Raw genomic sequence first — 25,616 nt, 5'->3', positions numbered from 1 at the left:
ACCGAAAGCACTAACCTACCCTTTTCCCTAGGCCGGCCCGATGAGTCAACAATTACCGGACGTACAAGCCGACAGTCCCGACGTTACTGTCGGGCTGAATCGGGTTGGCGTCACGGGTGTCGAGAAGCTCGTGAAAGTCGCGCGGCCCGAGAAGCGTCCTATCGTTCTCATGGCGGAGTTCGACGTCTACGTCGACTTGCCGTCCTGGCGGAAGGGGGCTGACATGAGCCGGAACATGGAGGTTGTCGACGAGACGCTCGAAGATGCGGTCAGTGAACCGACCTACCGTATCGAGGATGTTTGTGGCGACGTTGCCGAGCGACTGCTCGACAAACACGAGTACACGACGAAAACCGAGGTGCAGATGGAAGCCGAGTACATCGTCCGCGAGGAGACGCCGGCGACAGACCGAGAGACACAGCACTCTGCGGATGTCACCGCGGCAGCGACCGCGACCGAGGAGGGGACGACCGAGAAAATCGGTGTCACTGTCACCGGTATGACGGTCTGTCCCTGCTCGCAAGGGATGTCTGCCAGCCGCGCCCGCGAGACGCTCGATGCCCTGGGCGTCGATGACGAGACGGTCGAGCAGTTCCTCGACGAGGTGCCCCAGCCGGGCCACTCACAGCGCGGCCACGCGACGGTCACTATCGAGAGCCCGGGGGCGCCGGAGGTCGACCTGCGCGACCTCATCGACGTGGCTCGGGACTCGATGAGCGCGCGCATCTACAACCTCGCCAAACGGCCCGACGAGGACCACATGACCTACGACGCACACAGCGACGCGAAGTTCGTCGAGGACTGCGTTCGTTCGATGGCCGAAGGCGTTGTCACGGAGTTCCCGGACCTGCCTGACGAGGCCGTCGTGACGATGAAACAGTCAAACGACGAGTCCATCCACCAGCACAACGCCCACGCCGAGCGCGTCGCCGAGTTCGGCCAGCTGAAAGGCGAGCTGAACGGCGAGGAGTGACGACGCGGCCCTGCTGACTCACGCTGGCGTCGCGGAGACACGAACTCTACGGTGTGTGGTGGCTCGACTCGTCCTGCCGTCGTAGTCGTGTCTGTGATGGCTAGTCGCTACTCTCGCGGAGCGATGCGACGACCCTCTCTGGCGCGGCATCGATACCGCCACCCTGTGCCGTATCGGCGCTGCCGCCGCCGCCACCGCCGAACTCGTCTGTTACGTCCTCGACGATAGCACCGGCGTCAAATCCGTCGGCGGCGGCAACTGCCACGAACGTTCGGCCGTCGCGTCCGGCCAGCGCGACGACATCGGCGGCCTCACCGGCCATCTCGGCGGCCGTCTCGCTGAGGTCGTTCGGTCCCATCTCCTCGACTGTCCCGGCCAGCCACGCCCCGCCGTCGCGCTCGACTACCTCGTCTCGAAGCTCGTCGATGCGGCGTTTTGCGAGTTGCTCCCTGAGTTTCGCCTGCTCTGATTCGAGTGCTGCAATGTCAGAGTGCAGGCTCTGGACATGCTCCGGGAGCGTAGCGATGTTCGTCTCGGCAGCGGCGGCCGCCTCGAACGCGGCTGCTTTCTCCTCGATACGCCGCTCGATTGCCGGCCGACCGACAGCGAACTCGACGCGTGTCATCCCCTCCCCCGGATTCGACCGCTCCAGAACCGTCACGGGTCCAATCTCTCGTGTGTTCTCGACGTGCGTGCCGCCACAGGCGGCCACGTCCCAGGGGTCGCCGTTGCCGTCGGTGCCACCGACGGTCACGACGCGGACCGTCTCGCCGTCGATACCCTCCTCTGTCTTGGTGTTGAACGCGATTTCGGCCAGTTCGAGTGCGTCTGCAGTCGGCCGTGTCTCCCAGGAAACCGGCCGTGACTCCCAGACGGCCTGGTTTACCAGTCGCTCCAGTTCGAGCAACACTCCGTCGTCGATGTCTGTCGTCGTCGTGAAATCGACGCGCACCTTTTCGGGCGAGATGTCGAACCCGCCGTAGCCGAAGTCGTCGAGTAACCGGCGGCCAGCACCGTAGACGACGTGACTGGCTGTGTGCGCCCGCATGCAGTACCGCCGAAACGACTCGTCGATACAGCCGGCGACGGCCTCGCCAGCCGTCACGTCCGGCGTCTCGGCCAGCGTGTGTACGACACCGTCGTCCGCGTGCTGTACGTCTGTCACCTCGTAGCCCGCGAGTGTCCCGCGGTCGGCAGGCTGTCCGCCTCCCTCTGCGTAGAAGTAGGTTTCGTCGAGAACGACCGCTCGGTCGCTGACCTGTTCGACGACCGCCTCGAATCGTGTCGTGTACGGCCCAGTCGGGGCCTTCGTACCGGTCATGTTCCGGAGTCAACGGCGGCCGACCACATCAACGTCACGCTCGTTCAGACAGTACCGCCGAAGCCTCCCTCGCGTGGCCGGGGGTTACGCTACCGAGACGACGAGTGTTCGGCCGAACACGTCCCCGAGTCGTTTCCCGTCGCCGCGGACCAGGATGATAGCGACCGCCACCCCCCAGTAACCGAGGCCGTCGATGAGTCGTAGCGCGTTCCGGACGAACGACTCGCCGACACCGATCGCGGTTCCGTCGTCCCGGCGGACACCGAGCCCGAGCAGGCGTTTTCCGACGGTCGTCCCAGTCTGCCATTCCAGGACGAAGTGGTAGACGAACGCGATGCCCATCAAGAGGACGAACACCTGTCGGCGGGTCGTGCCAGGGTCGACGATGTCGGCGAGTGGTACACCGGCGGCGACTGTCGGGACGACACCGAGCACCAACACGATAGCCTGGTCACAGAGAAACGCGGGCGTTCGACTGCGAAGCGATGCTGGCTCGACCACACCAGAGGATTGGTCTCGACTCAATTAGGCATTCGCCTGCCTACCCCGGCCCCTTTTGTTCTCTCCTGCAAAAAAACACATATGACAGCGACGACTGCCGAGAAACTCAGAGCGGAGCTAGAGGAAGTGTTCGAACAGGCAGAGTACCCTGTCGAGGAGCCGATGGAACTGACTTCTGTCCTCCCGGAGGGTCCGAGTACGACCTTCGACGCAGACGACGTGAGCGTCGGTGTCATGGAGTTTGGCTCGGCGTACGCCGACTACCAGGACTACCCCTACGAGACGGCCGAGGCACTTATCGACGACCTGATGACCGGATTCCGCCAAGAAGGGCTGTTCGAGTGACCTGACTCGGGACGGGCCGACAGTCACCGCCGCCGTTGCGCGACCCGTTCCTCTGCGGTCTCCTCGGTGACGAGTTCGTACAACAGCGCGCGACTGCCGTCGTCGGTCGGCCGGAGAATCCGACCGAGTCGCTGTGTGAACTCCCGCTCACTCCCCGAACCGGACAGCAGGACGGCGACGTTTGCGTCGGGCACGTCGACACCCTCGTCGAGGACGTTTGCCGTGACGACACGCGAGTACTCGCCTTCGCGAAAGCGGTCCAGAATCTCGCGACGCTCGGCCGCCCCTGTCTCGTGGGTAATCGCGGGCAGCAGGAACCGCTCGGAGAGGCGATAAACCAACTCGGTGTGTGCGGTAAAAACGAGAACGCGGTCGTCTCTGTGGCGGTCGAGAATCTCGGCGAGCCTGGTGATTTTCCCCTCGGCGTTCATCATCACTTCGCGGGCGCGCTGTTTCGCAAGGAGCGCCTCCCGCGCTCGGGGGTCTGTCCCGGAGCGTTTGACCAGTTCCTGGTAGTCGCTGGGGCTCCGGAGCGTGATGTTCGAACTGGCGAGGTAGTCGGTGAACACGGACTGGTGGCGCTCGTAAACCTCGCGCTCGTCGGGTGTCAGACTGACTTCGATGCGCTTGATGTCGTAGTCTGCGAGATGGTCTCCCGCCAACTCCTCGACAGAACGTCGGGTGACCAGCGTGCCGAGCAGTTCCGCTATCACCTCGTGTGCGCCGTCCGGGCGCTCGAAGGTCGCCGTCAGGCCGAGGCGGGCCGGGGCGGCGAGCAGGCGGGCGATATCCCGGTAGCCTTCGCCGCCGAGGTGATGGACCTCGTCGAAGACGACGAGCCCGAAGCGGTCGCCGAGTTCGTCCGCCCGGAGATACGCCGAGTCGTAGGTGGCAACGGTCACGTTCTCGACGCGCTGCTCGCCGCTGCCGAGGCGACCAATCGGGGCGTCGAACTCGGCCGCAAGCTCGTCTTCCCACTGTGTCAACAGGTCGATTGTCGGGACAACGACCAGCGTGGGTGTGTCGAGGGCCTCGATTGCGCCGAGGCCGATGACCGTCTTTCCGCTCCCGGTCGGCAGTTCGAGAACGCCGCGGTCGCCGGCCGCGCGCCAGTCATCGAGTGCCTCTTGCTGATAGTCACGAAGCCGGTAGCTCGACGCCAGCGACAGCGACGGCAGGTCGAGGACCCTGTCGTCGACAGCCAACTCGCGTGTCGACAGCGCCTCACACACCGCGGCGTACCGGAACGCCGGTGCGCGGTAGCTCTCCGTCCGGGGGTCCGGTTGCACGTCGGGCACTGACCCGAGCGCCGCCTCGATATCGGCGTCGCTCTCGATACGAATCGACCCCTCCTCGAAAGCGAGTCTAACCGTCGCCACGGGCGGACCAACGGCGGCGACACACAAGAACGACACCCCTCGGCGCAGTCGCTCCCGAGACACGACAGTGCCGGAAATGGTGGCGCACGTTTTTTGCGCGTGCCGCTCTAATGTGGGTTATGGACACGGGAAAAATCATCCTCTGGCTGGTGCTGGCTGTGGTGGCGCTGGCAGCGGTCAACATCGTTGTTTCGGCGGTGTTCGCCGCCATCGGCTTCCTCTGGTGGCTCGCGACGACCGCCGTGACACTCGCTGTCGTTGGCGGTCTCCTGTACGGCGCATATCGGCTGTACGGGCTGGTCAGCGGCGACGACGAGACCGCCGACTACGGCGGCTCACGGACCACGTCGCTGTCCCGCGACACCGAGTACAGTAGGACAGACAGCGGAGTCGACGACGTACAGACGCGGTACGCCAACGGCGAAATTTCTGAGGCAGAACTCGAACGCGAACTCGAACGCCAGATGGACGACGACGGCGACATCGACAGTATCGACCGCGAACTCCAGCGCGAGCGGAGTTCCTGACATCGCTGCGTCGACCGAACAGCAGGGTTTTGATTTCTCTTTCTGGCAGTTGTGACTCCGAAGCGATTGTTACCGGGCCTGTCTGCGGTTTCGATTACGTTGGCAACACGAACAACCCCTCGCGCGTGTCAATGACGCTGACGGTCTCGGCGTCAGGGTCGAGGTAGTCGGGCCGGGCGACGCTTTCGGTCTCGTAGGTACGTGGATGGAGCACCTGCACGGCGTGTTCGTCGGTGACCGCGACCAGCGTCGTCTCCTCGCCGTCGTCGGCCGTTCCGAGTCGGTCGGCGTCGGGGGCGTCGCCGTCCTCGTAGTTGGCCTCGTAGTCCTCGCCCGTGGTCAGGCGCGTCCCCTTGAGGTTTCCCCGGACGCTCTCGACGAGTACCGGGTCTTCGTCGCCGGGCGAGATGACCTCGCCCGGCCGGTACGGCGGGAGATGGACCGCGTAGGTGACCCGGTAGACTTCGTTGCCGTCGGCGTCTTCGGTGACCAGCGTCTCGTAATCGCTGTAGGACCCGCCAAAATCCCGGACGATGCGTCGAGCGACCTGTTCGCCGAGGCGGTTAGTCGACAGCTTGATATCGAGCCCGCCAGCTACGTCCGAAACCTCGGTGACGAACGCTTCCCGGTCGCCTTTGTCCTCGAGTTCGGCCACCAGTTCGTGTGCAATCTCGGCGGCGCGGTCGGTCTCCTCTTCGCTCGGGTCCCGCTCTGTCGAGCGGACCTGAACGACGCTGGCGTACGAGCCGCCTGCGATACGGCCACAGCGCTCACAGGTCTCCCGGCTGAGTTTCACCGGAACCACAACCTCCTCGGCGACCGGCGTCTCTCGGAGCACGCCCGAGAACTGGCAGTGCATCCGGATGGTCGTCTCGTCGACCTGCTCGGGGGCGACTTGCCAGGAGATGCTCGTCGCGTCGACGTGGACTGACAGCGCCTCTGTCACGGCGTCGATAGCGATATCGGTGTAATCCTCTGCTCCGACATCCACCCACCGGTTCCCCCGGTGGACGGCCCCACACTGTGAACAGACCCGAACCTGGACGCGGTCGGGGGCGTCGACGAGGTCGTACTCGTCGATGTAGCAGGCGTCACAGAGCGCGCTGTCGACCCCCTCTCGGGAGAGTGTGTCTTCGCGCTCGATAATGTTGCCACACCGCGGGCAGAACTCGCCAGAACCGCTCATTGATACGCGGTAGGCCGCTGCCGCTTGTAAGTGCCGCGTTTCGCGCTCCATGTGGCACACACCTGTCTCAGCCGTGGATTCCAACCGACGCCAACATATTGGTGAAATCTATAGGATAGTTGCCGTCTGACGTATAATTGTCATGAGAATACCGACGTTCGTCTCGACCACGACAGCGCTGGCGACCGATATCCGGAGGGCCACCGATGCGTAACGAACCGACTGGGCTGAGCCGATGGCTTCCGGTGGTGTTCCGGGTTGTTGCGGTGGTCCTCACCGCGTATCCGGCCGTCCGGAAGTTCACCGAGTACCCGGCCCGGGTGGACGCGTTCGAGGGGTACGGCCTTCCGTTCCCGGAACTGGCCGTTCCGTTCACGGGGATTGTCGAACTCGTCGCCATCGTCTCGATTACCTTCGGTATCGCCGGTCGCCTCGGCGCGGGTGGCCTCGCGGTCGGGATGGTAATCGCCATCGTCGCGGCTGGACCGAACCCGTTCAGTGTCCTTGTCTTCGTGTCGGCTGTGGGTATCGCTGTCGCTGGCACTGGCCCCTACTCCTCTTGGGACCCCACGCTGGGAGACCTGGTCGGACGGCTGTCCGCCGAGAAACGAGCCGCCACCGCTCCCGATGAGTGAAGGCTGTTCCAAGCGACACGTTTAGTTACGCTCCTGTCGAATCCAGGCTGTGCACGATGACGACACCGAGACGGCCCACGAGGACGACGCTGGCCCTGGACCGGACCTCACGGAGGAGCCACAGGCCGAGTCCGAGGCGGACTCCCCGCCGGATATCGAGGAGGCACTTGACATGCTGCCCGAGGGGAGCAAACTCCGCGGCGAGGTCGTCGATGTCGCCTCCGTTTCTGGCTCTGCGGTACCGGCTGAGTTCCCCTCCGAGAGCCAAACGGCGGACGCGCTGGCGCTCACCATCGATATCGAGCAGACCGCGGGCGAGGCGACGACGTACTTCGCCCGGTCCGACACCGACAGCCGCCTGGGGCGACTCCTGGACCTGCGCTCGCTCGACCAGGCTGCCGACCTGGAAGACAACCAACTCCTCTTGACAGTCGAGAACGACTACGCCGTGCCGGTCGTTCCCAGCGAGGAGCGACGAGGCGACGGCCGCGCGTACGCTGGCATCATCGTCGGATTGCTCCCGAGTCTGCTCATCTTCCTGGGTGGCCTATTTCAGGCCGGCGGAGCTCTGTTCTCGCGGGCGTTTGTCGCCGTCTGGCTGGTCGCGACGTTTCTCGTCTTGCCGGTCTCTCTCTACTTCGACGCCTGGAACCTCCGGACGACGACCGACTGGCAGGGCAGGCCGCTGCTCTGGGCCGCGCTCTCGGTGATTCCAGCGGTGAACGTGATGGCTGTCTCCGCGTATCTCGTCGTCCGTCAGTCGACAGAACCCCTGTGAGCACTCACCCGCGAGCTGACGGAGAGAGATACCGGGCTAGCTCCCGGCCGAACCGGTCGGCCAGAGCTGGTACGTCGTCGCTGTCGAGTACCTCGTAGCTGTCTTCGATAGCTGACTCGATGTGTGCGCCGAGTGCTACGTCGTACAGCGCGTCACTGTCGAGAAACGACGCTGCGCTGGTAAACGCTCGCTCGCGCTCGACGACGTACCGGTCGTCCTCGATGAACGGGCCGTATGCGTCGCTTTCGGCGTAGCCGTCGTAGAACCGTCCTGCGTGGGCCTGAACGTGGACAGGCGGCCCGGTGTGGCGCTCGATTGCCGGCCGCTCGGCGACGGCAAGCTCGAACAGCAAGACGACCGTCTCATCGTCAGCGAAGGCGTCGGTCCGGAAGATATCGAACCCGCGGCGGACGAGTTCGTCGCCGATACCTTCCTTGGAACGTTCGAGCTGTGGCCACAGCTGGTCTTCGACGATGTCTGGGCGGTCGAGACGGAGCGCCAGTGGTGTTGTGCCGCGGGTCGTAAACCTCTCCCGCACCGCAGATGCCGAGAGCGGCTCGACCTCCTCCCGGCGGAAGAGCCCGTCGCGGGGCTCGTCAAGTAACTCTCGGGCGAAATGCTGGAACCGGGCGACGTTCTCGCGCGAGAGGACGGCCGCGACGTTGCGCTCGGGGTCGGTCGGGTCGATGACGACCACCGGGTCGGCAAACGAGGCGGTCCCGTGGTCTGCTGGGTCGAACCGGACGGGCGGACTCCAGTCGGCGGCGGCCTCGACGAGTCCGCGAAAGCCGCCGTGTTCGAGGACTAACAGCTCGGTCAGGTACCCCGAGAATCCCTTCGTTTTCAGGTCGCTGCCGTAGACACCGATGCCGCGCATGAACTGTTTGCAGACGCGCACGTCGCTGGCGAGGGCGGGGGTCATTCGCTCGCGGAGATACCGGGTGTGGAATGGCGTCCGGTCGACCGAGGACCGAATGTCACTCGCCGAATCGACGGCGTAACACGGGACGAGGTCGACGTCGAAGCCGTCGACCTCGCCGACGACGTAGGGGTGTTCGGCGAACTCCTCGCGACCGTCGGGGAGGACGCTGTGGCCGACATCGAGACCGTACCGTTCCAGTTCGTCGCTGTCGATAGCAGTTGGAAAGCAGACGAAGAGGTCGATATCGCGCTCGCCGGCGAGCCAGGTGTCCCGCGCGGTCGAACCTACCTGCATGACCTCGGCGTCGACGGGGAGTTCCGAGAGCGCCGCTGCGGTGCGTTCTCTGAGCCGCTGAACCGCCTCCTCCATCGCCTGACGCTCGGCTCCGTCGGGGTCGACCCGCTCGGCAACGTCTGCGACAACCGCATCGAACGCGCTGTCCTCGTCGCTCATACAGGGGCGTTGCTGACAAGTACGTGAAAGCGTGTCGATGCGGGGCCGAAGCGAAACGCCTATTTTACTCATGGCTGTACCGGGAAGTGGGCCGCCGTAGCTCAGATGGTAGAGCACCACGCTGTTAACGTGGTTGTCCCAGGTTCGAGTCCTGGCGGCGGCGTGACTTCTCGCCGAACGCTCACGTGCTGTCATATTTCTGCCGGCGATTGCACTGTCTGCTGTGCGCGAAGACGGTGAGTAAAACGAACTCTCTGGCACCTCGCCCGCACTAGAGCTGGTCGAAGCCGCGTTCGAGGTCGTGGATGATGTCTTCGGTACTCTCGATACCAACTGACATCCGGACGAGTCCCTCGGAGATGTCCATCTCTCGGCGCTTGTCCTCGCTGAGGTAGGCGTGGGTCATCGACGGGACGTGTGCGATGAGGGACTCGACACCGCCGAGGCTGACGGCGAGTTGTATCTCCTCGAGGTGACCGAGTGCCGTCGCCGCCGCCTCGTGGCCGCCCTCCAGTTCGAACGAGAGCATGCCGCCGAAGCCGCTCATCTGTTCGCGTGCGAGGTCGTGCTGGGGGTGAGTCGGGAGACCGGGGTAGTGGACAGCCTCGACCGCCGCGTGGGCGTCGAGGAACTCTGCGACGGCGAGAGCGTTTCGCTGGTGTCGCTCCATCCGAGCTGGCAGGGTCTTCAGTCCACGGAGAACCATGTAGGCGTCAAACGGCGAGAGCACGGAGCCGGTGCCGTACTTCTGGACGAACTCGGCGCGCTCGGCGAACTCGGCGTCCCGGGTGACGATAGCTCCGCCCAGCGAGTCGGAGTGGCCGTTGATGTACTTGGTCGTGCTGTGGACGACAACATCTGCGCCGCGGTCGAGCGGGCGCTGGAAGTACGGGCTGGCGAACGTGTTGTCGACACAGAGGGTGGCATTAACATCTTCGGCGATATCGGCGATTGCCCCGATGTTACAGAGTCGCATCAATGGGTTGGTCGGACTCTCGACCCAGACGAGGGCAGTCTCGTCGGTGACGGCGTCGGCGACGGCCGCGGTCGAGGTCGCGTCGACGTACTCGACGTCGACCCCGAACGACTCCTGATAGATGTCGTCGAAGAGCTTGCGGGTGCCGCCGTAGAGATACCGGAACGCGACGACGTGGTCGCCGGGTTCGAGGAGCGTCATCGCGGTCGTCCCGATAGCACCCATTCCCGACGAGAGCGCGAGCGCCTGTGTACCTCCCGAGAGCGAGGCAAGCTGGGATTCGAGCGCCGCACGCGTCGGGTTCCCGTCTCGGGCGTAGGTAAACTCCGGGTAGTCACTCACCCGCTGTTGAGTGAACGTCGAGGCCAGGTGAATCGGTGTGACGACATCGCCGGTCGTCTGTTGATGGGGCTTTTCATCGGCCGAGACCGCCTGCGTGTCGAACTGTCGTGGTGTGTCATCAGACATCGGTAGGACTCCGTTGTCGGCCGCTGTCGTCTCCTGTGTCGAGTTCCCGTCGCATACAGGTGGCGGTGTCTGGACAGACCTCGGAAAACTGGGTCGTCTCTCGAATCTGTTCCGGGGCGGCCGCGCGGTCGGTTCGCTCGAACCCGAGCCGTGCGAAGAAGTCGGCGGCCGTCGTCGTGAGCAAGAACAGCTCCGTGATGCCTTCAGCGCGCCCACGGTCGAGAAGCGCGCCGGTGAGCGCAGTGCCGTACCCCTGACCGCGGGCGGCCTCCTCGATGGCGACCGAGCGCAGGAGGCCGACGGTTCCGTACCGCTCGATGCCGCCGACACCTACTGGGTCGCCGTCGACAGTATAGACGTACAGCTGTGGGTCCGACAGGTCTGCTGTCGGGAGGCCGCTCTCAGACAGCACCGACTCGGCGTACCGACTGTCTGTCCGGTCTACAGGCTGTAAGCTAGTAGCATCTACCATACAGATGTTCCGGAGCGCCGCCGGTATAACCGTGTCCACCACGAACCTTTTGTCATCGCCACCGGAACACGGCGATATGGAGACACTCACGCTTGGGCCGTCGGGAACGTACTCTCACCGGGCGGCGCGTGCCGTCGCCGACGACGGAGACATCGAGTTCACCGAGTCTGTGACCGGTATCGTCGAGGCAGTCGCGCAGGGGAGAAGTGCCCGCGGGGTCGTCCCCGTCGAGAACAGCATCGAGGGGACAGTGACAGAGTCACTCGACGCCTTCGCCGAGTACGACGTGGCGGTCGTTCAAGAGATTGTGACACCGATACGCCACGCGCTACTCGCACAGCACGAGGCGTTCGAACTGGTGGCCAGCCACGCCCAAGCGCTCGCACAGTGTCGGTCCTATCTGGAGGCGAATTACCCCGAGGCCGACCTCGAAGCCGTCGCCAGCACCGCCCGCGGCGTCGAACGGGCGCGCGAAGACGGTACACTCGCGGCTATCGGCCACCCCGACAACGCTGGTGGGACACTCCAGACACTCGCCGAGGATATCCAGACCCGCGACTCGAACGCGACGCGGTTTCTGGTCGTCGCGCCCAGTGCCGAGCAGTCCCGGGCCGGCAGTAAGACCTCGCTCATCGTCTACCCCAACCGCGACTACCCCGGGCTGTTGCTGGAGTTGCTCGACCCGTTTGCCGAGCGCGACATCAATCTCACGCGGGTCGAATCACGGCCCAGCGGCGAACGACTGGGCGATTACGTCTTCCACATCGACGTTGCGGCCGGGCTCTACGAGAACCGGACCGTCGAAGCGCTCGCTGTCGTCGAAGACCTCGCAGACGCCGGCTGGGTCCGACGCCTGGGGTCGTACGACACCGAGACCGTCGTCTGACTTCGGCACGGCTCAGCCTCCCTTTCTTGTAAGCGAGCGACAGTCGGCGGGCGTACTGTACAGCGACTCCGCTCAGTCGTCGTCTGCTCCGGCCCGCCGTCGCGGTCGGTTTGCACTCACAGTTTCGTCGGCCGTCTGGAGGCGCACAGTCACGACCGACCCGCGTGGCTCGTTCGACGCGAACTCGATGCGTCCGTCCATCGCAGTGACGAGCCAGTGTGTGAGCCACAGACCGAGACTGCTGCCGTGTTCGAGCTGTGATTCGACGGTTTCGTCGAGAATCTCGACTTCGTCGACCGGGATTCCGGGACCGTCGTCGGCCACCGTCAGGACGGCTTCGTCACCTCGGTCGGAGACGGCAACCTCGACCGTCGGTTGCTCGTTGTCGTTGTGCTCCAGTGCGTTCTCGATGACGTTCCGTACGACCGTTTCGAGCGTGTCGCGCCCGGCCGCGCGGACGAGCAACCGGTCAGGTCCCTCGTAGCGAATCTCGGCCTCGGGGAACTCCGTGCGATACCGGTCGATGACCGTCTCGACAGTCACGACGAGGTCGATAGCGAGCAGGGCCTCCTGGTCGATGCGTAGCGACGCCTGGATGTGTCGTGCTTTCTCGCTCACGTCGTTCAGACGGCCCGCAGCCGCCTGGAGGCGGTCGAGTGACTTGCGGGCACGCTCGTCGAGGTCAGCCCCTTCGAGCTGGTCGGCGACACCGAGGACGATGTTGAGTTCGTTTCTGAGGTTGTGCCGCAGGACGCGGTTGGTGACACTCAGCCGTTGCTGGTGTTCTTTCAGTTCTGTCACTTCGCGCATCACGACCGCGTGTCCGGCCGGGTCGTCGCGCTGGTCACACAGCACGGAGTACCGGACAGTGTACATGCGCGGGTTCGGTTTGTCGACGGTCAACACCGTCCCATCGAGGCTACGCAGCGGCGAATCGAACAGGTCTGTGGCTGCCGTACCGGCTGTAATATCGGTGTCGAGAATGCGCTCGGCGTGTTCGTTTGCCTCGACGACACGCCGGTCGTCGTCGAAGACGAGCACACCGTCGGCGAACAGGTCCGGGACACTCCGATACGCTGCCGGCGTGAGTCCGATTAGTTCGTATCGGAACAACGCGAGCGCGAAGGCAGTCCCCGAAAGCGCCAGCGACGACGAGGTCAAATCGAGCGCTGGCAGTGGCCCCACCCCGAGGTTAAACATGACGTTGAGCACTGTCGGAGCTACACCGCCGACTAGCATCAACAGCGCCTGTCTCCTGTACAGCGGCCGAGACCTGAGGGCAACCCCCGCGAATATCGCCCAGGCGACGACGATGAGCAGATAGGAGTAACCCAGATTGAGCCACAGCAGCGGCCCATTCGCCCCAGCAAGCGTAGTGACGCCAGCCACCTGCTCGATGGCGACAGACTCCCAGAACAGGCCGTGTACGTCGTTTGTCAACGCGCCCAGAACGGTCACTACTGGGATGACACAGAGCCCGCCGTAGAACGTCCACGACCGCCACCGGTCGTAGCCTGCGTACCGCAGTCCTAACACGAAGTACGCGACCGGGACCAGCGACGCACCCGGGAACAAGAGCTTATTCCAGAACAGTATCTGGTCGAGCGTGTCGAAGCCGAGACTGATGGCTTCTGGTATCGTCCACAGCGTTCCGAAAAACATCAGTGCCGCAAGCGGAGTCGCCACCGGGTCCGGCCGCTTTTGGAGTGCCACTATGCCGATGCCGGCACAGAGTACCCCCGCGGTCAACACGACTGCCGAGACGACCGACACTGTCCACCCCATGAAAAACAGTATTACCGCACCTCCTATTTACATGCCACGGCCGAGTTTTCACAGCGACACCACCTTCTGACAGCAGTCTGTGCGGCCGATTCTAGCATATTTAAACCGTCGACGTATGCCATATAATACCATGTGTTATCCCCGGACACAGAGTCGCTCGACACTCGCAACAACAACCTTTATATAGAATCACATTCAATCTTCGAGTGATTATGTCTCAGCAGATGGGCAACCAGCCCCTCATCGTTCTCTCGGAAGAGAGCCAGCGAACGTCAGGTAAGGACGCACAGTCGATGAACATCACGGCGGGAACCGCCGTCGCCGAATCCGTACGGACCACACTCGGTCCGAAAGGCATGGACAAGATGCTCGTCGGCTCCTCGGGGAGTGTCGTCGTCACGAACGACGGCGTCACCATCCTCGACGAGATGGACATCGAGCACCCGGCGGCAAACATGGTCGTCGAAGTCGCCCAGACACAGGAAGACGAAGTCGGTGACGGGACGACGACGGCTGTCGTCATCGCCGGTGAACTCCTCTCCGAGGCCGAGAACCTCCTCGACCAGGACATTCACGCCACCATCCTCGCACAGGGTTACCGCCAGGCTGCCGAGGAAGCGAAAAACATCGTCGAGGACATCGCAATCGAGGTCGACGAAGACGACACCGACGTTCTCGAAAGCGTCGCCCGCACCGCCATGACCGGCAAAGGCGCCGAAAGCGCCAAAGACCACCTCGGCGAACTCGTCGTCCGCGCCGTCCAGTCGGTCGCCGACGACGAGGGCATCGACACCGACAACGTCCAGATTGAGACGGTCGTCGGCTCCTCCATCGACGAGTCCAGCCTCGTCGAGGGCGTCATCGTGGGCAAAGACCGCGTCCACGAGAACATGCCCAAGTTCAAGCAGGACGCCGACATCGCCCTCATCGATACGGCTATCGAAGTCCCCGAAACGGAACTCGACACCGAGGTCAACGTCTCCGACCCCGACCAGCTTCAGGAGTTCCTCGACCAGGAAGAAGAGCAGCTTCGCCAGCTCGTCGACAGCATCGTCGACTCCGGCGCTGACGTCGTCTTCTGCCAGAAGGGCATCGACGACATGGCACAGCACTACCTCGCCGAGGAAGGCATCCTCGCCGTGCGCCGCGCCAAGAAATCCGACATCAGCGCGCTCGCCCGCTCCACGGGTGCCCGCATCATCTCGAACATCGAGGACATCACCGAGGACGACCTCGGCTTCGCCGGCTCTGTCACCGAGAAAGAGCTCGCCGGCGACGAGAAGATTTTCGTCGAAGATGTCGACGACGCCCGCGCTGTCTCGCTCATCCTGCAGGGCGGTACCGACCACGTCGTCGACGAGGTCGAACGCGCCATCGAGGACTCGCTGGGTGTCGTCGCCGCGACGCTCGAGGACGGCAAGGTCGTCCCCGGCGCCGGCGCGCCCGAGACCGAACTCTCGCTCCAGCTGCGTGACTTCGCCGACAGTGTCGGTGGCCGCGAGCAGCTCGCTATCGAGGCCTTCGCCGACGCCATCGACGTCATCCCCCGCACGCTCGCCGAGAACGCTGGGCTGGACCCCATCGACTCGCTCGTCGAGCTCCGCAGCGAGCACGACAGCGGCAACACCAACTACGGTCTCGACGCCGACAGCGGCTCCGTCGACGACATGAGCGACGTTGCCGTCGAGCCCCTGCGCGTCAAGACTCAGGCAATCGAGTCCGCAACCGAAGCCGCCGTGATGCTGCTGCGCATCGACGATGTCATCGCTGCCGGCGACCTCAAGGGTGGCCAGGGCGACGATGACGACGACGAGCCCGCTGGCGGGCCCGGTGCCGGTGGCATGGGCGGCGGCATGGGCGGTATGGGCGGCATGGGTGGCATGGGCGGCGCGATGTAAGCTCGGCCACACATCTTTACCTCGCTGTCGGCTGATTTGCCGACCGCTCGTACTGCCTAAACATATCCTCTTCTGTTCTCTCTGTTGTGTCGTTGTGTTCTTAGCCGCCGGCACGCCACGAGAGAGAGACGAAGGTGACGAGGCTACAGAGCAGGCCGGGCACGACTGGGTCGACTGCTTGGGTCACGTCGTTTGCCATCCCCCACACTCTGAGCACCTGCCAGGCTCCGACGCTACAGAAGCCAGCGACCATCCCACCGAGAGCGCCGCGTTTCGTGGCTGCCGACCAATGTAATCCCCCGACGACCGGAACGAACAGCGTCCCGGCGAGCAGAGAGGTGTACAGTGCCACGATACGCTGGACCAGTTCGCCGAGCCAGCCCGAAAACAGCGCGAAGGCCAGTGGGACGACTGCAGCCAGTACGGTCGCGCCCTGTCCGACACGTGCGAGCTGTCTGTCATCAGGAGATGCGTCGAGAACACCCAGCGCTGGCAGCGCCTTCGCATACAGGTCTGAGGACACTGAGGCGGAGGTCACAAGCAGCACGGAATCGACGGTACTCAGAATAGCGGCGACGACTGCGAGTAACAATAGCCCGCCAACGACCGGGCCGAACAGCCCCAGCGCCAGCTCTGTCACAGCTGCATCGGGGGTTCCGAGGTCCGGGAACCGGACCCGCGCCAGAAGGCCGAGGGTCGCGACACAGACCGCGATGACCGCCTGTATCAGGACAGCGATGGGAATCGCACGCCGAACCGTCTGTGGGTTCTGCATCGCGTACACCCGCGACAGCTCGAAGGGTGCGACAGTGATACCGAAGCCAAACGACAGCGCGAGGCCGAGGGTCAGTGTTGGTGCGGCGGCCGGTGAGAGGAGCTGTGGGTCGATATCAGTAGCCGCGTCGGTAAGTGCGGTCGGGCCACCGATGTCGAGTACGCCGGCGCCGGTAGCGAGACCCAATCCCCCGACGAGTACCATTACCTGTATTACATCTGAATAGACGCTGAACTGCATCCCGCCGACGACCGTATACGACAGCACAAGCGCAACGACGAGACAGATACCGACAAACTGGCCGATACCGAACACGGCCCGGAAGAGGATACCGCCGGCGACGTACTGTGCGGTCGTGTAGACGAGATAGATGCTGGCGATAAAGGCTGCGGCGACTGCACGGACGTGACCGTCTCCAGTTCCAAACCGACTTGCGAGGTAGTTTGCGACGGTGTAGCCGCCCTCGGCCCGGAGCTGTGGTCCGACGAACAGCATTGAGGTCAGCCACCCGGCCCAGATACCGAGCCAGATGAGTCCAAATCCGATACCGACGGTGTAGTGGATGCCGATAGTTCCGATGAGTGTCCCCGCGCTCACCTGTGTCGCAGTGAGACTCATCGCCCCAAACAGGAGGCCGACACGGCGGTCTGCGGTATAAAAAGACTCGGCGTCACCCGCGTACAGCGACCGGAGGCGGTCGGCGATACCTGGCCCTCTCATGTCGGTGTGCCGTCGGGTCTCTATGTTTCCGTGCCACTCACAAAAACCTGTTTCAGAAAGAATAATAGATAGAGAGTAACAAGCACACTAGTAATGGCACAGCAGATGGGCTCGGGGGAGACCACTGCACACGCACGTGGCGCACACGAGGGAGAAATCCACGTACTCTGTGTTGACGACGACGAACTGACCCTCGAACTCAACGTGGAGATGCTGGAACGCGAGAGGAGCGACATGACCGTGACGGGGCTGTCCGACCCTTCAGAAGTCCTCTCATTTCTCGATCGTGAACGCGTCGACTGCGTTGTCAGCGACTACGATATGCCGGAGATGAATGGGCTGGTGCTGCTCGAATCGGTCCGCGAACAGTTCCCTGACCTGCCATTTATTCTCTTCACGAGCAAGGGAAGCGAGAAAGTTGCGAGTGACGCCATCTCGGCCGGCGTAACCGACTACCTCCGCAAAGGCTCGGGGGCAGAACGGTACGATATCCTCTGTAACCGAATCGAAAACGCCGTCGCGCGCCGTCGAGAGCACTATCGCCGTCTCCGCGCGGAGCAGTGGTACTACCAGCTGTTCGAACAGCGGCTCATCGGCGTCGGCCTCTCACAGAATCAGGTCTATCAGGAGGCAAACGGGCTATTTGCCGACATGCTCGGGTACAGCCGCGAGGAACTTGTCGGGACTCCAGTGATGGAGACGGTCGCCTCATACGACCACGAGCGCGTCCGGCGGGCTCTCGACCGCCGCGAGGGCGGGAAAGCCGACCGCGTCAGGTATATCGTCGACATCCACTGCCGGAACGGTGACAACCGGACAGTCGAGGTCATCGGGAGTCGTGTCGAGTACGGGGGTGAGCCAGCAATTCTCGGCCTGATTTTGCCAGCCGATAGGGTCGGCCCACACAACAGCTCCCGGTTCGACGCGGTCTTGGAACAACTCGACTCTGTCCGGGACCAGCTCGAATCACACGGCGACGAGTCGGTGGCCGAGGCGTATGCTCTTGCGACGCAGGCACGTGAGCGGCTGGCTACGCTCTCTGCGGGCCACAGTTCAGAGACACCCGCCAGCGCCTCCGTCGAAGACGCCGTCCGTGAGGCCTGGAGACGGACTGCCCGTTCAGAGTCGTCACAGCTCGAAATCGGCGACGATACGCTCGTCAACGCGCGATACGACTCGGTCGTCACGCTCGTCGAGCAAATCTTCCGCACGACACTCGGCAACCTCCGCGAAGAGTGTACAGTGCGGTGTCAGACGACTGAACAGGGGTTTACGCTCCGAATCACCTCGCCCGCGCTGGGCGGGCTGGACGACAGCCCACTCGTGAGCGACCAGCAGATGCCGCCGGACCCTATCACCGACGCGTACTGGCAGCGCGGCATCGATATCTACATCAACCGCGTCGGCGAGCAGGCCGTAGAGTACGAAATCTTCATCACGAAGTCGCCGTAGCACAGTCGAACGGCGTCTGTGTCGTTCGTGTACTATTTTCCTTTGAGTTCGAACTGCTCGTGTTCTTTGGCGGGGTTGAGGACGACGCTCGTGTTCGATTCCTTGATTTCGGGGTCGGTGAGCAGACTCTTGATGGTGTCGTTCATGTCGTCGGTGTTCCGGAACTTCCCGATGGCGATGATATCGTGGTCGCCGGTAGTCTCGTAGACACTCACCATCTGTGGGTGGTCACTCAGCGTCTCGGTCACCTCGACCAGCGCGCTCCCCTCGACTTTTAGCTGGAGAATAGCAGTCACGTCGTACCCGACCGCGTCGTAGTCGATTTTGGGTGTGTAACCCTGAATGATTCCCTCGTCTTCGAGCGCCGAGAGGTGATTCGAGATAGTCGTCACCGATACGTCGAGGTCTTCTGCGAGACTCCGCAGACTTGCCCGCCCGTCTCCCAGAAGTGCATTCACCAATTTCTCGTCTAAATTTTCGTACGTCATCAACCCGAAAAACGAGCGCGGCCCATTATAATTTTACGAATATACAATTTTATCGTCGTCGTGCAAGGATTGCTCAGAATAGATGGGTTTTAGTAGGTGTAGAACACTGATTCTCGTGTCGAAAGATGACAAGTAAAAATATATCGAGCGAGGCGGAGGCAGTGCTCGAGCGCATCGACGAAGAGGGTGTCGACTTTCTCCGGTTGCAGTTCACGGACATTCTGGGGACGGTAAAGAACGTTTCCGTTCCGGCCGACCAGGCCGAGAAGGCGTTCACGGAAGGTATCTACTTCGACGGCTCCTCGATAGACGGGTTCGTCCGGATTCAGGAGTCGGACATGCGCCTCGAACCGGACCCCAGGACGTTCGCTGTGTTGCCGTGGCGGAACAACGGTCGGGTGACGAGCGCGCGGCTCATCTGTGACGTTATCGACACCACGACCGGCGAACCGTTCTCCGGTGACCCGCGGCGCGTTCTGAAAAACGCCATCGACCGCGCCCACGAGATGGGGTACACCATCAACGCTGGCCCCGAACCCGAGTTCTTCCTTTTCGAGGAAGACGAGGACGGGACCGCGACGACCGAGACCCACGACAGCGGCGGCTACTTCGACATGGCGCCCAAAGACCTCGCTCAGGACGTTCGGAGTGACATCGTCTACGGACTCGACGAGATGGGTTTCGAGGTCGAGGCCAGCCATCACGAGGTCGCTGAGGGCCAGCACGAAATCGACTTCAAGTACGAGGACGCGCTGACCACTGCCGACAACATCGCCACGTTCCGCGTCGCGGTCCGCGCGCTGGCTGCACAGCACGACCTGCATGCCACGTTCATGCCGAAGCCGATTCCGCGCATCAACGGCTCCGGGATGCACACGCACCTCTCGCTGTTCACCGAGGACGGCGAGAACGCGTTCCACGACGCCGACGACGAGTTCGACCTGAGCGAGACTGCCAAACAGTTCCTGGCTGGTATCCTCGAGCACGCACCGGCCCTGACCGCGGTCTGTAACCCGACAGTCAATTCATACAAACGCCTCGTCCCCGGCTACGAGGCCCCCGTCTACATCGCCTGGAGCGATGTCAACCGCTCGGCGCTCATCCGCAAGCCCGCAGCACGCGTCCCCGCTGCCTCGCGTATCGAACTCCGCTCGCCGGACCCCTCGTGTAACCCATACCTCGCGCTGGCGGCGATGATTCAGGCCGGCCTCGACGGCATCGAGAACGACCTGGACTGTCCCGACCCCGTCCGCGAGAACATCTACGACTTCGACGAACAGAAACGCGAGGAGTACGGCATCGAGACGCTTCCGGCCAACCTCGGCGAGGCCGTCGACGCGCTTGAAGCCGACGAGGTTGTCATGGACGCGCTCGGCCCACACACGTCCAAGAAGTTCCTCGAGGCAAAGCGCCAGGAGTTCCAGGACTACCTCGTCGATGTCTCCCAGTGGGAAATCGACCGCTACCTCGAAACGTTCTGATACGGTCGGCCGTGGCTAATTACCGCCATCGAGGGGGCAACACTCGCGCCTCGCTGCCTGAAGCAGTGAGAGACGTGATACGGTCACGAACATAATCACGAACGGCCGTACGAGCTACCGCAGGCTTCGCAGCTTGTCAAGCACTCGCCCGGGCGCTCTCACTGTCTTTACTGTTACGCCGACGAGCACCATCAGCGTGTACAGCCCGAGTGTCGATAGCCAGACGATGAGCATCGCGAGGATTGCCCACCCTCCACCCAGGAAATAAAATGCCCCAAGAGTCATCGCGGTTCCATACAGCAAGACGAGATACGGCCCCCAGCCCGTGGCGTGACCGCGCCGAACTCGCCCACGCACGTATTGCTTCAGGTCCTGTTCGAGTTCTTCACGATGGACTGTCCGGTCCTCGATTTCGGCCTCGAACTCCTCGAGTTGGTCCTGGAGGTCGCGCAGTTCGTCGCGTGTAACGGTCTGACGCTCGTGCTGTGCCCTGCTCGTCTGTTCGCGACGGTCCGACGCGCTCCCGTCGTCGGCTGACTCGGTCGTGTCGTCGTCTGTCGGCCCATCAGCTTCGCCCATAGTCGCTCGTTGTGTAGGCTGTCGACCCGATACCTGTTGTAGTTGCCGGTCTCCGTGCCCGTCGGCCAACACCACGTTGACTGCGACACCGACCAGCAACACAGCGGCGCCGAAATAGAACCACAGCAACAAGAGAAGCATCCCACCCAATACACCGTACAGCTGGAATCCACCAGCGTAGGTGGTGTATACGCCAAACAGCAGGGCGAGTACCGTCCACCCTGCCGCCGCGACGAGCGTTCCCGGGACGGCTTCGCGGACCGTGACCTCGCTATCGGGGAACACGTAGTACAACGGAAAGAACACGAGTCACCTTCTCCGCCGTAAAAGGCGGAGCTTGTCGGTGGACTCCCGTTCTGACCACTAGACAGTGGTAGGCGTGAAGATGCCGTTCACGTTCAAGCTCCCTGACTTGAGGACAAGGTGACCGGTTGCCCCTCCAGAACCAGACCTGTGCCAGTTCTGGAGTAGTTTCCGAGCGATATTTTTGGCGGCGTTGTAGTCAGCGTGGTATTCACGGGCGCATTTGAGACAACAGAACTCGTCGCCGTCGCGGTTATCCTTGTGGGTAAAGCTACAGTCAACGTGACTACACCGTTGACTAGTGTACTGTGGCGCGATTTTCTCGACGGCAATGCCTACTCCGCGGCTTTGTACTCGGTGTACTCTTGGATGCGACGGAACGCCCACTGCTGGAATTTGCTCGCGTTCGAGATGCGGTTGCGGATATGTTTCAGCTTCTCGAACGCTATGTGGGTACAGTCGTGGGCGAGAGCTTCTTGCACCAGTGCCTTCGAGACACGATGCAGGTAGTCTTCGCTCCAGTTGGCGAATCGCCCACCGAGTGATTTCATCGTGAGATGTGCCGACCGCGTTCCGGTCTGTTGCATCTGTCCACGCCGCTTCTCGTATTCTCGTCGCTTGTGGTTGAGGTAGTCGGCGTTGCCGATGACCCCGCCAGTCGAAGTGACCGCAAGGTGCCCGTCCACGTTCAACTCTACGCCGAGTACCGTTCCGTACTCGGCATCTTCCGGCTCTGTGTCCGTCTCTTTGACAACAGCAATGTGGAGGTAGTAGTCGCCGTCATGGTGATGCAGTGTCGCTTCGCGCTTCTCCCAGTCTTCAGAGAAGTAGGTTGTCGGGTACGTCCTCGTCTGGCAGGACGTACTCGGCTTCGATACGTCCGTCTACGGTTGCAAGCGCGGCGTAGGCGTCGTAGTAGGTAATCGCGTTGAGGTTGTAGACGACCGAATCCGACGTGAATTATGGTTTCGAGGGGTTCTCGCCGTCTTTGCGTTTCTCGGCACAGGAATCGAGTGCGTCGGCGGCTCGATTCCGAGCGGCGCATACGCGGTCAGCGTTGAGTTCGTTGGTCGCTTCGCGTACTTCGCTGTATGTCCGGTCGTGTAGCTCAGTTTTCGACGTGACGATGTAGCCGTCTTCCGTGCCGTTCCACCCGTCGTCTGCAACCATCTGAGCGGCCTGTTTGAAGCGGTCTATCGTCTCTTGGAGAAGGCGTGAGCATCGTCGTCCACGTCGAGTTTCACGACGGCAGTACGTCGAAGCTCCACAGTTGCCATATGAATTTGAGCGAGTATAGAAGGTATTCATATGGTGAGAAATTATTGGGGAGTCAACAGTGGTGTAGCCGGTGGGTTGCGACACAGAGCTTACGCGATTCCCTCCCGTCCTCGAAAAGCGAAGATTTTCGCTTACAGCAAGACCTCCGGTCTTGCCATGCCCCTGTTCGCTCCTCGGTTCCGACTGGTCGGAACACTCGTCACTCACAGAAAGGGGGGATTCCCTCGCTGACGGAAGATGGTTCGACGGTACGTGTCGGGTTTGGGGCACACTGTCACCGACGACCGACTCGTGTATATAGACTGGCTGGCGGTGGCGACGCGGTCCGACTGTTCGGTTGTCTGTCTCTCCTCGAAAGCCATTAGAGAGTCGACGGCCACGTCCCCATATGGAGGAGTATCGTGTGGCAATACGACGGGTCACGGCTGTCCTGCTCGTGACCAGTGTCGTCCTCATTCTGCCAGGGCTGGCCGGTATCGGTGCATCTGTTCCGTTTGCAGTCGTGCTTGCGCTCGCTGCTCTTGCGTTTGCAGCCGTGCGCGAGACGCTCGCAACGGCACCGACGGTTCTTGACTACGACCTCAGTCAGTATGCGCCGGACCTCTGGATTGCGGTTGCACTCGGCGCTGGTGTCGTCGTCGCATTTCCCGATGCGACGGGCGTCGAACTCCAGTCACTCGGCGGGGCTGCTGGCTTCGTGGCGATGGTGAACTACTTTCTGACGCCAGCCTACGGCGTCGTTCACGCGCTTGTTGGTCGCATCGGCCAGAGTCTCTCTGGCGGGTGAGTCATTCACCGGTTACAGCCTGGATTTCGTCGACTGCCGCGGTCGTTTTGAATGTCGTCCCGCCGTAATGTGTCCGCGAGACCTCGTGGCCTGCCTCCCGAAGCTGTTCGAGAAAGCCGTCCATCGAGGTGGCAGGTCGACCCCAGCGCTTGCAGAGTCGGTGCTGGTCGTAGTGAGTCGGGACCGACAGCTCGCCTGTAAGCGTCGCGAGCAACTCGTCGATTTTCGCTGCCGTCCCCATCTCGTCGCTCACGCTGTCACGGACAGCCGCGACGAACTCGGGGTCACAGGTTCCGTCGAGCCAGACCGGGCCAGCCGTCTGAATGCCGTGGTCACAGAGCGGACACGACGACGGCGGGTCCGCAATCAGCCCGGCTTCGCTCTCGCGGTACAGGCAGTGTTCGCAGTGATGGACGTACCCCAGTCTGTCGACCATGTTGTTCGCAACGGTCGCGCCGCGATCGAGTTCGAGGTAGGTTCGGACATAATGCTTCGTGGCGTGTGTCAGCACCGGACGCGGCGCGATATCGTATCGCGCGCCCGTTCGGACCAAGGCCGACAGCAGAATCCGGACGCCCATCTCGGCGTGGTACTCCGTGTTCCGTGGGACGGCGCTGTAACTTCGGACGCCGCTCTCGAAGTGTGCGCCACACAGGGGTGCGGTATCTGTTGCGGTCACACACAGGAGATTTCGTGTCCCCTGGAATGCAGCGTCGGCAAACGGCATCGGCGTCCCGAACGGGTCGATGTCGACAACATCGAAGTAATCGTCGTGCAACAGTGCGTTGACATTTCGGTTACGCACATCACCGTTGAGGTCGTTGCGCGCGAAGTTCTCCCGACAGAGGTCGACGGCATCATTGTCAACGTCACAACAGGTGACATCCCAGCCGTCGGCCGCGGCACGAACCCCACGTGCGCCACTCGCGGCCATGGCGTCGAGATACATCTCCGCGCGCGGCTCTCGGTCGCGGTACGCCCGAAGAACGGCGACGGTGAGGTCGCGGTTGAGTTCCTGAACCGGGTTGAAGAACACCTCGTCCCCGGCACCCTCTCCTTGCTCTGGAACGACGAGTTCGACGGAGCCTTCCCGGACGTTCATACGGTGACGACGGCAGCAACCCGCAAAAGGGGCACGATTCTCGGCGTTTGGGGCAAACAGCCGGCACGACAGCAGTCACGGAGCGATGTGCCGGACTCCCGTAAGGCGCTCCGTGCCTTCCGTTCAGGTCACAGGGAAAGTGGTGTCGTCTTCGGGTATAAATATCGGGACCGTGTCAAGCACAATATCTTTCCCGCGGCCGGTGCAATGGTCGAATAATGGCGGAGTGTGACATTTGCGGCCAAGAAGAGAGTATGCCGTATCACTGTCGCCACTGTGACGGGACCTATTGTGCGGAACACCGGTTACCGGAGAACCACGACTGCACTGGCCTCCAGAACTGGGACAACTCCGGCCCCGTCTTCGACAGTGGATTCGACGATACGGTTATCGACGAGACAAACGACGATGGGCTGCTGGCGAGTCTCGGTGTCGATACCGGCCCCGGCGGGCCGCTCGCGTACTTCCGGGGGAACATGACCTACCTCGTGCTTCTGTTGATGGCAGTAACGTATCTAGTCCAGCTCGTGGTCCTATTTACGTTCGGCCAAGACGCCCACCAGACGCTGTTTGTCTTCTCGCCGGAGAATCCGCTGTTCGTGTGGACGTGGATTACGTCGATTTTCGCCCACTCGCCGGGCAGCTTCCTCCATATCCTGTTCAACGGTATCGTCATCTACTTTTTCGGCCGCCTGGTCGAACAGTACATCGGCTCGAAGGAGTTCGCAATCCTGTTCCTCGTCAGCGGGGTTCTCGCGGGAGCCGGTCAGGTCCTCTACCAGATGGCGCTCGGGTCCGGTGGCCCCGGCGTCGTTGGTGCGAGCGGGGCGGCCCTCGCGCTCATGGGTGTCCTCACCGTGTTGAAACCCGACCTTACTGTCTATCTCTACTTCATCATCCCGCTACAGATCTGGATTATCACCGGCGGCACTATCGCGATTAGCCTGTTGCTCATTGCCACCGGTGGACCTGGGGCGGGCGGTATCGCACACGTGGCCCACCTCGTCGGTGTACTCCTCGGTCTCGCCTACGGCCAGCGCGTCAAAGACCGCGTTCGCCTGCCAGGACAGTATCGGTTCGGCGGCGGCCCTGGCGGCCCGGGGCGCGGTCCACCTGGCCCGGGTGGTCCCGGCCGACGACCGTAGC

The 25,616-nt window shown here is 62.7% G+C and carries 23 protein-coding genes, 1 tRNA gene and 1 pseudogene; 12 read left to right on the top strand and 13 right to left on the bottom strand.

What is annotated here, in order from left to right; translation table 11 throughout:
- Positions 1 to 40 precede the first annotated feature (40 nt).
- Positions 41 to 973 carry a GTP cyclohydrolase MptA gene (gene mptA, locus BLR34_RS06425; RefSeq protein WP_092700852.1) on the top strand — a complete coding sequence of 311 codons (933 nt, stop codon included), beginning with the start codon at positions 41 to 43 and terminating at the stop codon, positions 971 to 973.
- Positions 974 to 1,073: 100 nt separating this feature from the next.
- Here mptA and BLR34_RS06420 read toward each other — a convergent pair whose 3' ends face one another.
- Together BLR34_RS06420 and BLR34_RS06415 are read right to left on the bottom strand one after the other, a co-directional pair.
- Positions 1,074 to 2,294, bottom strand: a complete 1,221-nt coding sequence (locus BLR34_RS06420; protein ID WP_092700849.1) for an alanine--tRNA ligase-related protein — start codon at positions 2,292 to 2,294, stop codon at positions 1,074 to 1,076.
- 84 nt (positions 2,295 to 2,378) lie between these two features.
- A complete protein-coding gene (locus BLR34_RS06415) occupies positions 2,379 to 2,795 on the bottom strand; it encodes an RDD family protein (protein WP_176765257.1) in 417 nt (138 codons plus the stop codon).
- Between the two features lie 81 nt (positions 2,796 to 2,876).
- Here BLR34_RS06415 and BLR34_RS06410 point away from each other — a divergent pair, with 81 nt between their 5' ends.
- Positions 2,877 to 3,140 (top strand): MTH865 family protein, encoded by a 264-nt coding sequence (locus BLR34_RS06410; protein WP_092700842.1) that lies wholly within the window; start codon positions 2,877 to 2,879, stop codon positions 3,138 to 3,140.
- Between the two features lie 23 nt (positions 3,141 to 3,163).
- Here BLR34_RS06410 and BLR34_RS06405 read toward each other — a convergent pair whose 3' ends face one another.
- Positions 3,164 to 4,519, bottom strand: a complete 1,356-nt coding sequence (locus tag BLR34_RS06405) for a DEAD/DEAH box helicase family protein (protein WP_394327682.1) — start codon at positions 4,517 to 4,519, stop codon at positions 3,164 to 3,166.
- Between the two features lie 119 nt (positions 4,520 to 4,638).
- Here BLR34_RS06405 and BLR34_RS06400 point away from each other — a divergent pair, with 119 nt between their 5' ends.
- Positions 4,639 to 5,046: a hypothetical protein gene (locus BLR34_RS06400; RefSeq protein ID WP_092700838.1), complete on the top strand. Its 408-nt coding sequence runs from the start codon at positions 4,639 to 4,641 to the stop codon at positions 5,044 to 5,046.
- Between the two features lie 94 nt (positions 5,047 to 5,140).
- Here the strand turns inward: BLR34_RS06400 and BLR34_RS06395 are convergent, their stop codons facing one another.
- A complete protein-coding gene (locus tag BLR34_RS06395) occupies positions 5,141 to 6,232 on the bottom strand; it encodes a 60S ribosomal export protein NMD3 (RefSeq protein WP_092700835.1) in 1,092 nt (363 codons plus the stop codon).
- A 206-nt stretch (positions 6,233 to 6,438) separates the two neighbouring features.
- Here BLR34_RS06395 and BLR34_RS06390 point away from each other — a divergent pair, with 206 nt between their 5' ends.
- The gene (locus tag BLR34_RS06390) at positions 6,439 to 6,867 is read left to right on the top strand and encodes a DoxX family protein (protein ID WP_092700832.1); all 429 of its coding nucleotides are present in this window, start codon (positions 6,439 to 6,441) and stop codon (positions 6,865 to 6,867) included.
- 49 nt (positions 6,868 to 6,916) lie between these two features.
- On the top strand, positions 6,917 to 7,645 hold the full coding sequence (locus tag BLR34_RS06385; protein ID WP_092700829.1) for a hypothetical protein: 729 nt from the start codon (positions 6,917 to 6,919) through the stop codon (positions 7,643 to 7,645).
- A 4-nt stretch (positions 7,646 to 7,649) separates the two neighbouring features.
- Here the strand turns inward: BLR34_RS06385 and cca are convergent, their stop codons facing one another.
- Positions 7,650 to 9,020, bottom strand: a complete 1,371-nt coding sequence (gene cca, locus BLR34_RS06380; protein WP_092700826.1) for a CCA tRNA nucleotidyltransferase — start codon at positions 9,018 to 9,020, stop codon at positions 7,650 to 7,652.
- Between the two features lie 90 nt (positions 9,021 to 9,110).
- On the opposite strand from cca, the gene BLR34_RS06375 reads away from it, so the two are divergent.
- Positions 9,111 to 9,183 (top strand) — tRNA-Asn (locus BLR34_RS06375).
- Positions 9,184 to 9,291: 108 nt separating this feature from the next.
- Here BLR34_RS06375 and BLR34_RS06370 read toward each other — a convergent pair.
- On the bottom strand, positions 9,292 to 10,464 hold the full coding sequence (locus BLR34_RS06370; RefSeq protein WP_092700823.1) for a trans-sulfuration enzyme family protein: 1,173 nt from the start codon (positions 10,462 to 10,464) through the stop codon (positions 9,292 to 9,294).
- Positions 10,457 to 10,936, bottom strand: a complete 480-nt coding sequence (gene arsN2, locus BLR34_RS06365; protein WP_092700819.1) for an arsenic resistance N-acetyltransferase ArsN2 — start codon at positions 10,934 to 10,936, stop codon at positions 10,457 to 10,459. The genes BLR34_RS06370 and arsN2 overlap by 8 nt, the downstream gene beginning before the upstream one ends.
- 76 nt (positions 10,937 to 11,012) lie before the next feature.
- On the opposite strand from arsN2, the gene pheA reads away from it, so the two are divergent.
- Positions 11,013 to 11,822 carry a prephenate dehydratase gene (pheA, locus tag BLR34_RS06360; RefSeq protein ID WP_092700816.1) on the top strand — a complete coding sequence of 270 codons (810 nt, stop codon included), beginning with the start codon at positions 11,013 to 11,015 and terminating at the stop codon, positions 11,820 to 11,822.
- A 72-nt stretch (positions 11,823 to 11,894) separates the two neighbouring features.
- Here pheA and BLR34_RS06355 read toward each other — a convergent pair whose 3' ends face one another.
- On the bottom strand, positions 11,895 to 13,607 hold the full coding sequence (locus tag BLR34_RS06355) for a sensor histidine kinase (protein WP_092700813.1): 1,713 nt from the start codon (positions 13,605 to 13,607) through the stop codon (positions 11,895 to 11,897).
- Between the two features lie 224 nt (positions 13,608 to 13,831).
- On the opposite strand from BLR34_RS06355, the gene thsA reads away from it, so the two are divergent.
- Positions 13,832 to 15,505 carry a thermosome subunit alpha gene (gene thsA / locus BLR34_RS06350; RefSeq protein WP_092700810.1) on the top strand — a complete coding sequence of 558 codons (1,674 nt, stop codon included), beginning with the start codon at positions 13,832 to 13,834 and terminating at the stop codon, positions 15,503 to 15,505.
- A 100-nt stretch (positions 15,506 to 15,605) separates the two neighbouring features.
- Here thsA and BLR34_RS06345 read toward each other — a convergent pair whose 3' ends face one another.
- A complete protein-coding gene (locus tag BLR34_RS06345; RefSeq protein ID WP_092700807.1) occupies positions 15,606 to 17,000 on the bottom strand; it encodes a sodium:solute symporter family protein in 1,395 nt (464 codons plus the stop codon).
- 93 nt (positions 17,001 to 17,093) lie between these two features.
- On the opposite strand from BLR34_RS06345, the gene BLR34_RS06340 reads away from it, so the two are divergent.
- Complete coding sequence (locus BLR34_RS06340; RefSeq protein WP_176765255.1) at positions 17,094 to 18,452, top strand: response regulator; 1,359 nt, start codon at positions 17,094 to 17,096, stop codon at positions 18,450 to 18,452.
- 32 nt (positions 18,453 to 18,484) lie between these two features.
- Here the strand turns inward: BLR34_RS06340 and lrp are convergent, their stop codons facing one another.
- Positions 18,485 to 18,940 carry an HTH-type transcriptional regulator Lrp gene (gene lrp / locus BLR34_RS06335; RefSeq protein ID WP_092700804.1) on the bottom strand — a complete coding sequence of 152 codons (456 nt, stop codon included), beginning with the start codon at positions 18,938 to 18,940 and terminating at the stop codon, positions 18,485 to 18,487.
- Between the two features lie 125 nt (positions 18,941 to 19,065).
- Here lrp and glnA point away from each other — a divergent pair, with 125 nt between their 5' ends.
- Positions 19,066 to 20,421, top strand: coding sequence for a type I glutamate--ammonia ligase (glnA, locus tag BLR34_RS06330; RefSeq protein WP_092700801.1), 1,356 nt, complete (start codon positions 19,066 to 19,068; stop codon positions 20,419 to 20,421).
- Positions 20,422 to 20,535: 114 nt separating this feature from the next.
- Here glnA and BLR34_RS06325 read toward each other — a convergent pair whose 3' ends face one another.
- Together BLR34_RS06325 and BLR34_RS06320 are read right to left on the bottom strand one after the other, a co-directional pair.
- Positions 20,536 to 21,306 (bottom strand): YhjD/YihY/BrkB family envelope integrity protein, encoded by a 771-nt coding sequence (locus BLR34_RS06325; protein WP_092700798.1) that lies wholly within the window; start codon positions 21,304 to 21,306, stop codon positions 20,536 to 20,538.
- Between the two features lie 57 nt (positions 21,307 to 21,363).
- Positions 21,364 to 22,580, bottom strand: a pseudogene (locus BLR34_RS06320) (RNA-guided endonuclease InsQ/TnpB family protein).
- Positions 22,581 to 22,984: 404 nt separating this feature from the next.
- On the opposite strand from BLR34_RS06320, the gene BLR34_RS06315 reads away from it, so the two are divergent.
- The gene (locus BLR34_RS06315) at positions 22,985 to 23,368 is read left to right on the top strand and encodes a hypothetical protein (RefSeq protein WP_176765254.1); all 384 of its coding nucleotides are present in this window, start codon (positions 22,985 to 22,987) and stop codon (positions 23,366 to 23,368) included.
- A 1-nt stretch (position 23,369) separates the two neighbouring features.
- On the opposite strand, the gene BLR34_RS06310 is transcribed toward BLR34_RS06315, so the two are convergent.
- A complete protein-coding gene (locus BLR34_RS06310; RefSeq protein ID WP_092700792.1) occupies positions 23,370 to 24,470 on the bottom strand; it encodes a tRNA (guanine(26)-N(2))-dimethyltransferase in 1,101 nt (366 codons plus the stop codon).
- Between the two features lie 218 nt (positions 24,471 to 24,688).
- Between BLR34_RS06310 and BLR34_RS06305 the strand changes: the two genes are divergently transcribed.
- Positions 24,689 to 25,615, top strand: a complete 927-nt coding sequence (locus BLR34_RS06305; RefSeq protein ID WP_092700789.1) for a rhomboid family intramembrane serine protease — start codon at positions 24,689 to 24,691, stop codon at positions 25,613 to 25,615.
- The last annotated feature ends 1 nt before the right edge of the window (position 25,616 follow it).

The sequence above is a fragment of the Halovenus aranensis genome, assembly GCF_900100385.1.
Classification (GTDB): Archaea; Halobacteriota; Halobacteria; order Halobacteriales; family Haloarculaceae; genus Halovenus; species Halovenus aranensis.
Note: the sequence above shows the minus strand (reverse complement) of the source record. Positions and strands in the feature narration are given on the sequence as shown.

Bases quoted from the DNA above. Each gene is read 5' to 3' on its own strand.
- mptA (WP_092700852.1), top strand. From the start codon at position 41: ATGAGTCAACAATTACCGGACGTACAAGCCGACAGTCCCGACGTTACT.
- BLR34_RS06420 (WP_092700849.1), bottom strand. From the start codon at position 2,294: ATGACCGGTACGAAGGCCCCGACTGGGCCGTACACGACACGATTCGAG.
- BLR34_RS06410 (WP_092700842.1), top strand. From the start codon at position 2,877: ATGACAGCGACGACTGCCGAGAAACTCAGAGCGGAGCTAGAGGAAGTG.
- BLR34_RS06400 (WP_092700838.1), top strand. From the start codon at position 4,639: ATGGACACGGGAAAAATCATCCTCTGGCTGGTGCTGGCTGTGGTGGCG.
- BLR34_RS06395 (WP_092700835.1), bottom strand. From the start codon at position 6,232: ATGAGCGGTTCTGGCGAGTTCTGCCCGCGGTGTGGCAACATTATCGAG.
- BLR34_RS06390 (WP_092700832.1), top strand. From the start codon at position 6,439: ATGCGTAACGAACCGACTGGGCTGAGCCGATGGCTTCCGGTGGTGTTC.
- cca (WP_092700826.1), bottom strand. From the start codon at position 9,020: ATGAGCGACGAGGACAGCGCGTTCGATGCGGTTGTCGCAGACGTTGCC.
- BLR34_RS06370 (WP_092700823.1), bottom strand. From the start codon at position 10,464: ATGTCTGATGACACACCACGACAGTTCGACACGCAGGCGGTCTCGGCC.
- arsN2 (WP_092700819.1), bottom strand. From the start codon at position 10,936: ATGGTAGATGCTACTAGCTTACAGCCTGTAGACCGGACAGACAGTCGG.
- pheA (WP_092700816.1), top strand. From the start codon at position 11,013: ATGGAGACACTCACGCTTGGGCCGTCGGGAACGTACTCTCACCGGGCG.
- BLR34_RS06355 (WP_092700813.1), bottom strand. From the start codon at position 13,607: ATGGGGTGGACAGTGTCGGTCGTCTCGGCAGTCGTGTTGACCGCGGGG.
- thsA (WP_092700810.1), top strand. From the start codon at position 13,832: ATGGGCAACCAGCCCCTCATCGTTCTCTCGGAAGAGAGCCAGCGAACG.
- BLR34_RS06345 (WP_092700807.1), bottom strand. From the start codon at position 17,000: ATGAGAGGGCCAGGTATCGCCGACCGCCTCCGGTCGCTGTACGCGGGT.
- BLR34_RS06340 (WP_176765255.1), top strand. From the start codon at position 17,094: ATGGCACAGCAGATGGGCTCGGGGGAGACCACTGCACACGCACGTGGC.
- lrp (WP_092700804.1), bottom strand. From the start codon at position 18,940: ATGACGTACGAAAATTTAGACGAGAAATTGGTGAATGCACTTCTGGGA.
- glnA (WP_092700801.1), top strand. From the start codon at position 19,066: ATGACAAGTAAAAATATATCGAGCGAGGCGGAGGCAGTGCTCGAGCGC.
- BLR34_RS06310 (WP_092700792.1), bottom strand. From the start codon at position 24,470: ATGAACGTCCGGGAAGGCTCCGTCGAACTCGTCGTTCCAGAGCAAGGA.
- BLR34_RS06305 (WP_092700789.1), top strand. From the start codon at position 24,689: ATGGCGGAGTGTGACATTTGCGGCCAAGAAGAGAGTATGCCGTATCAC.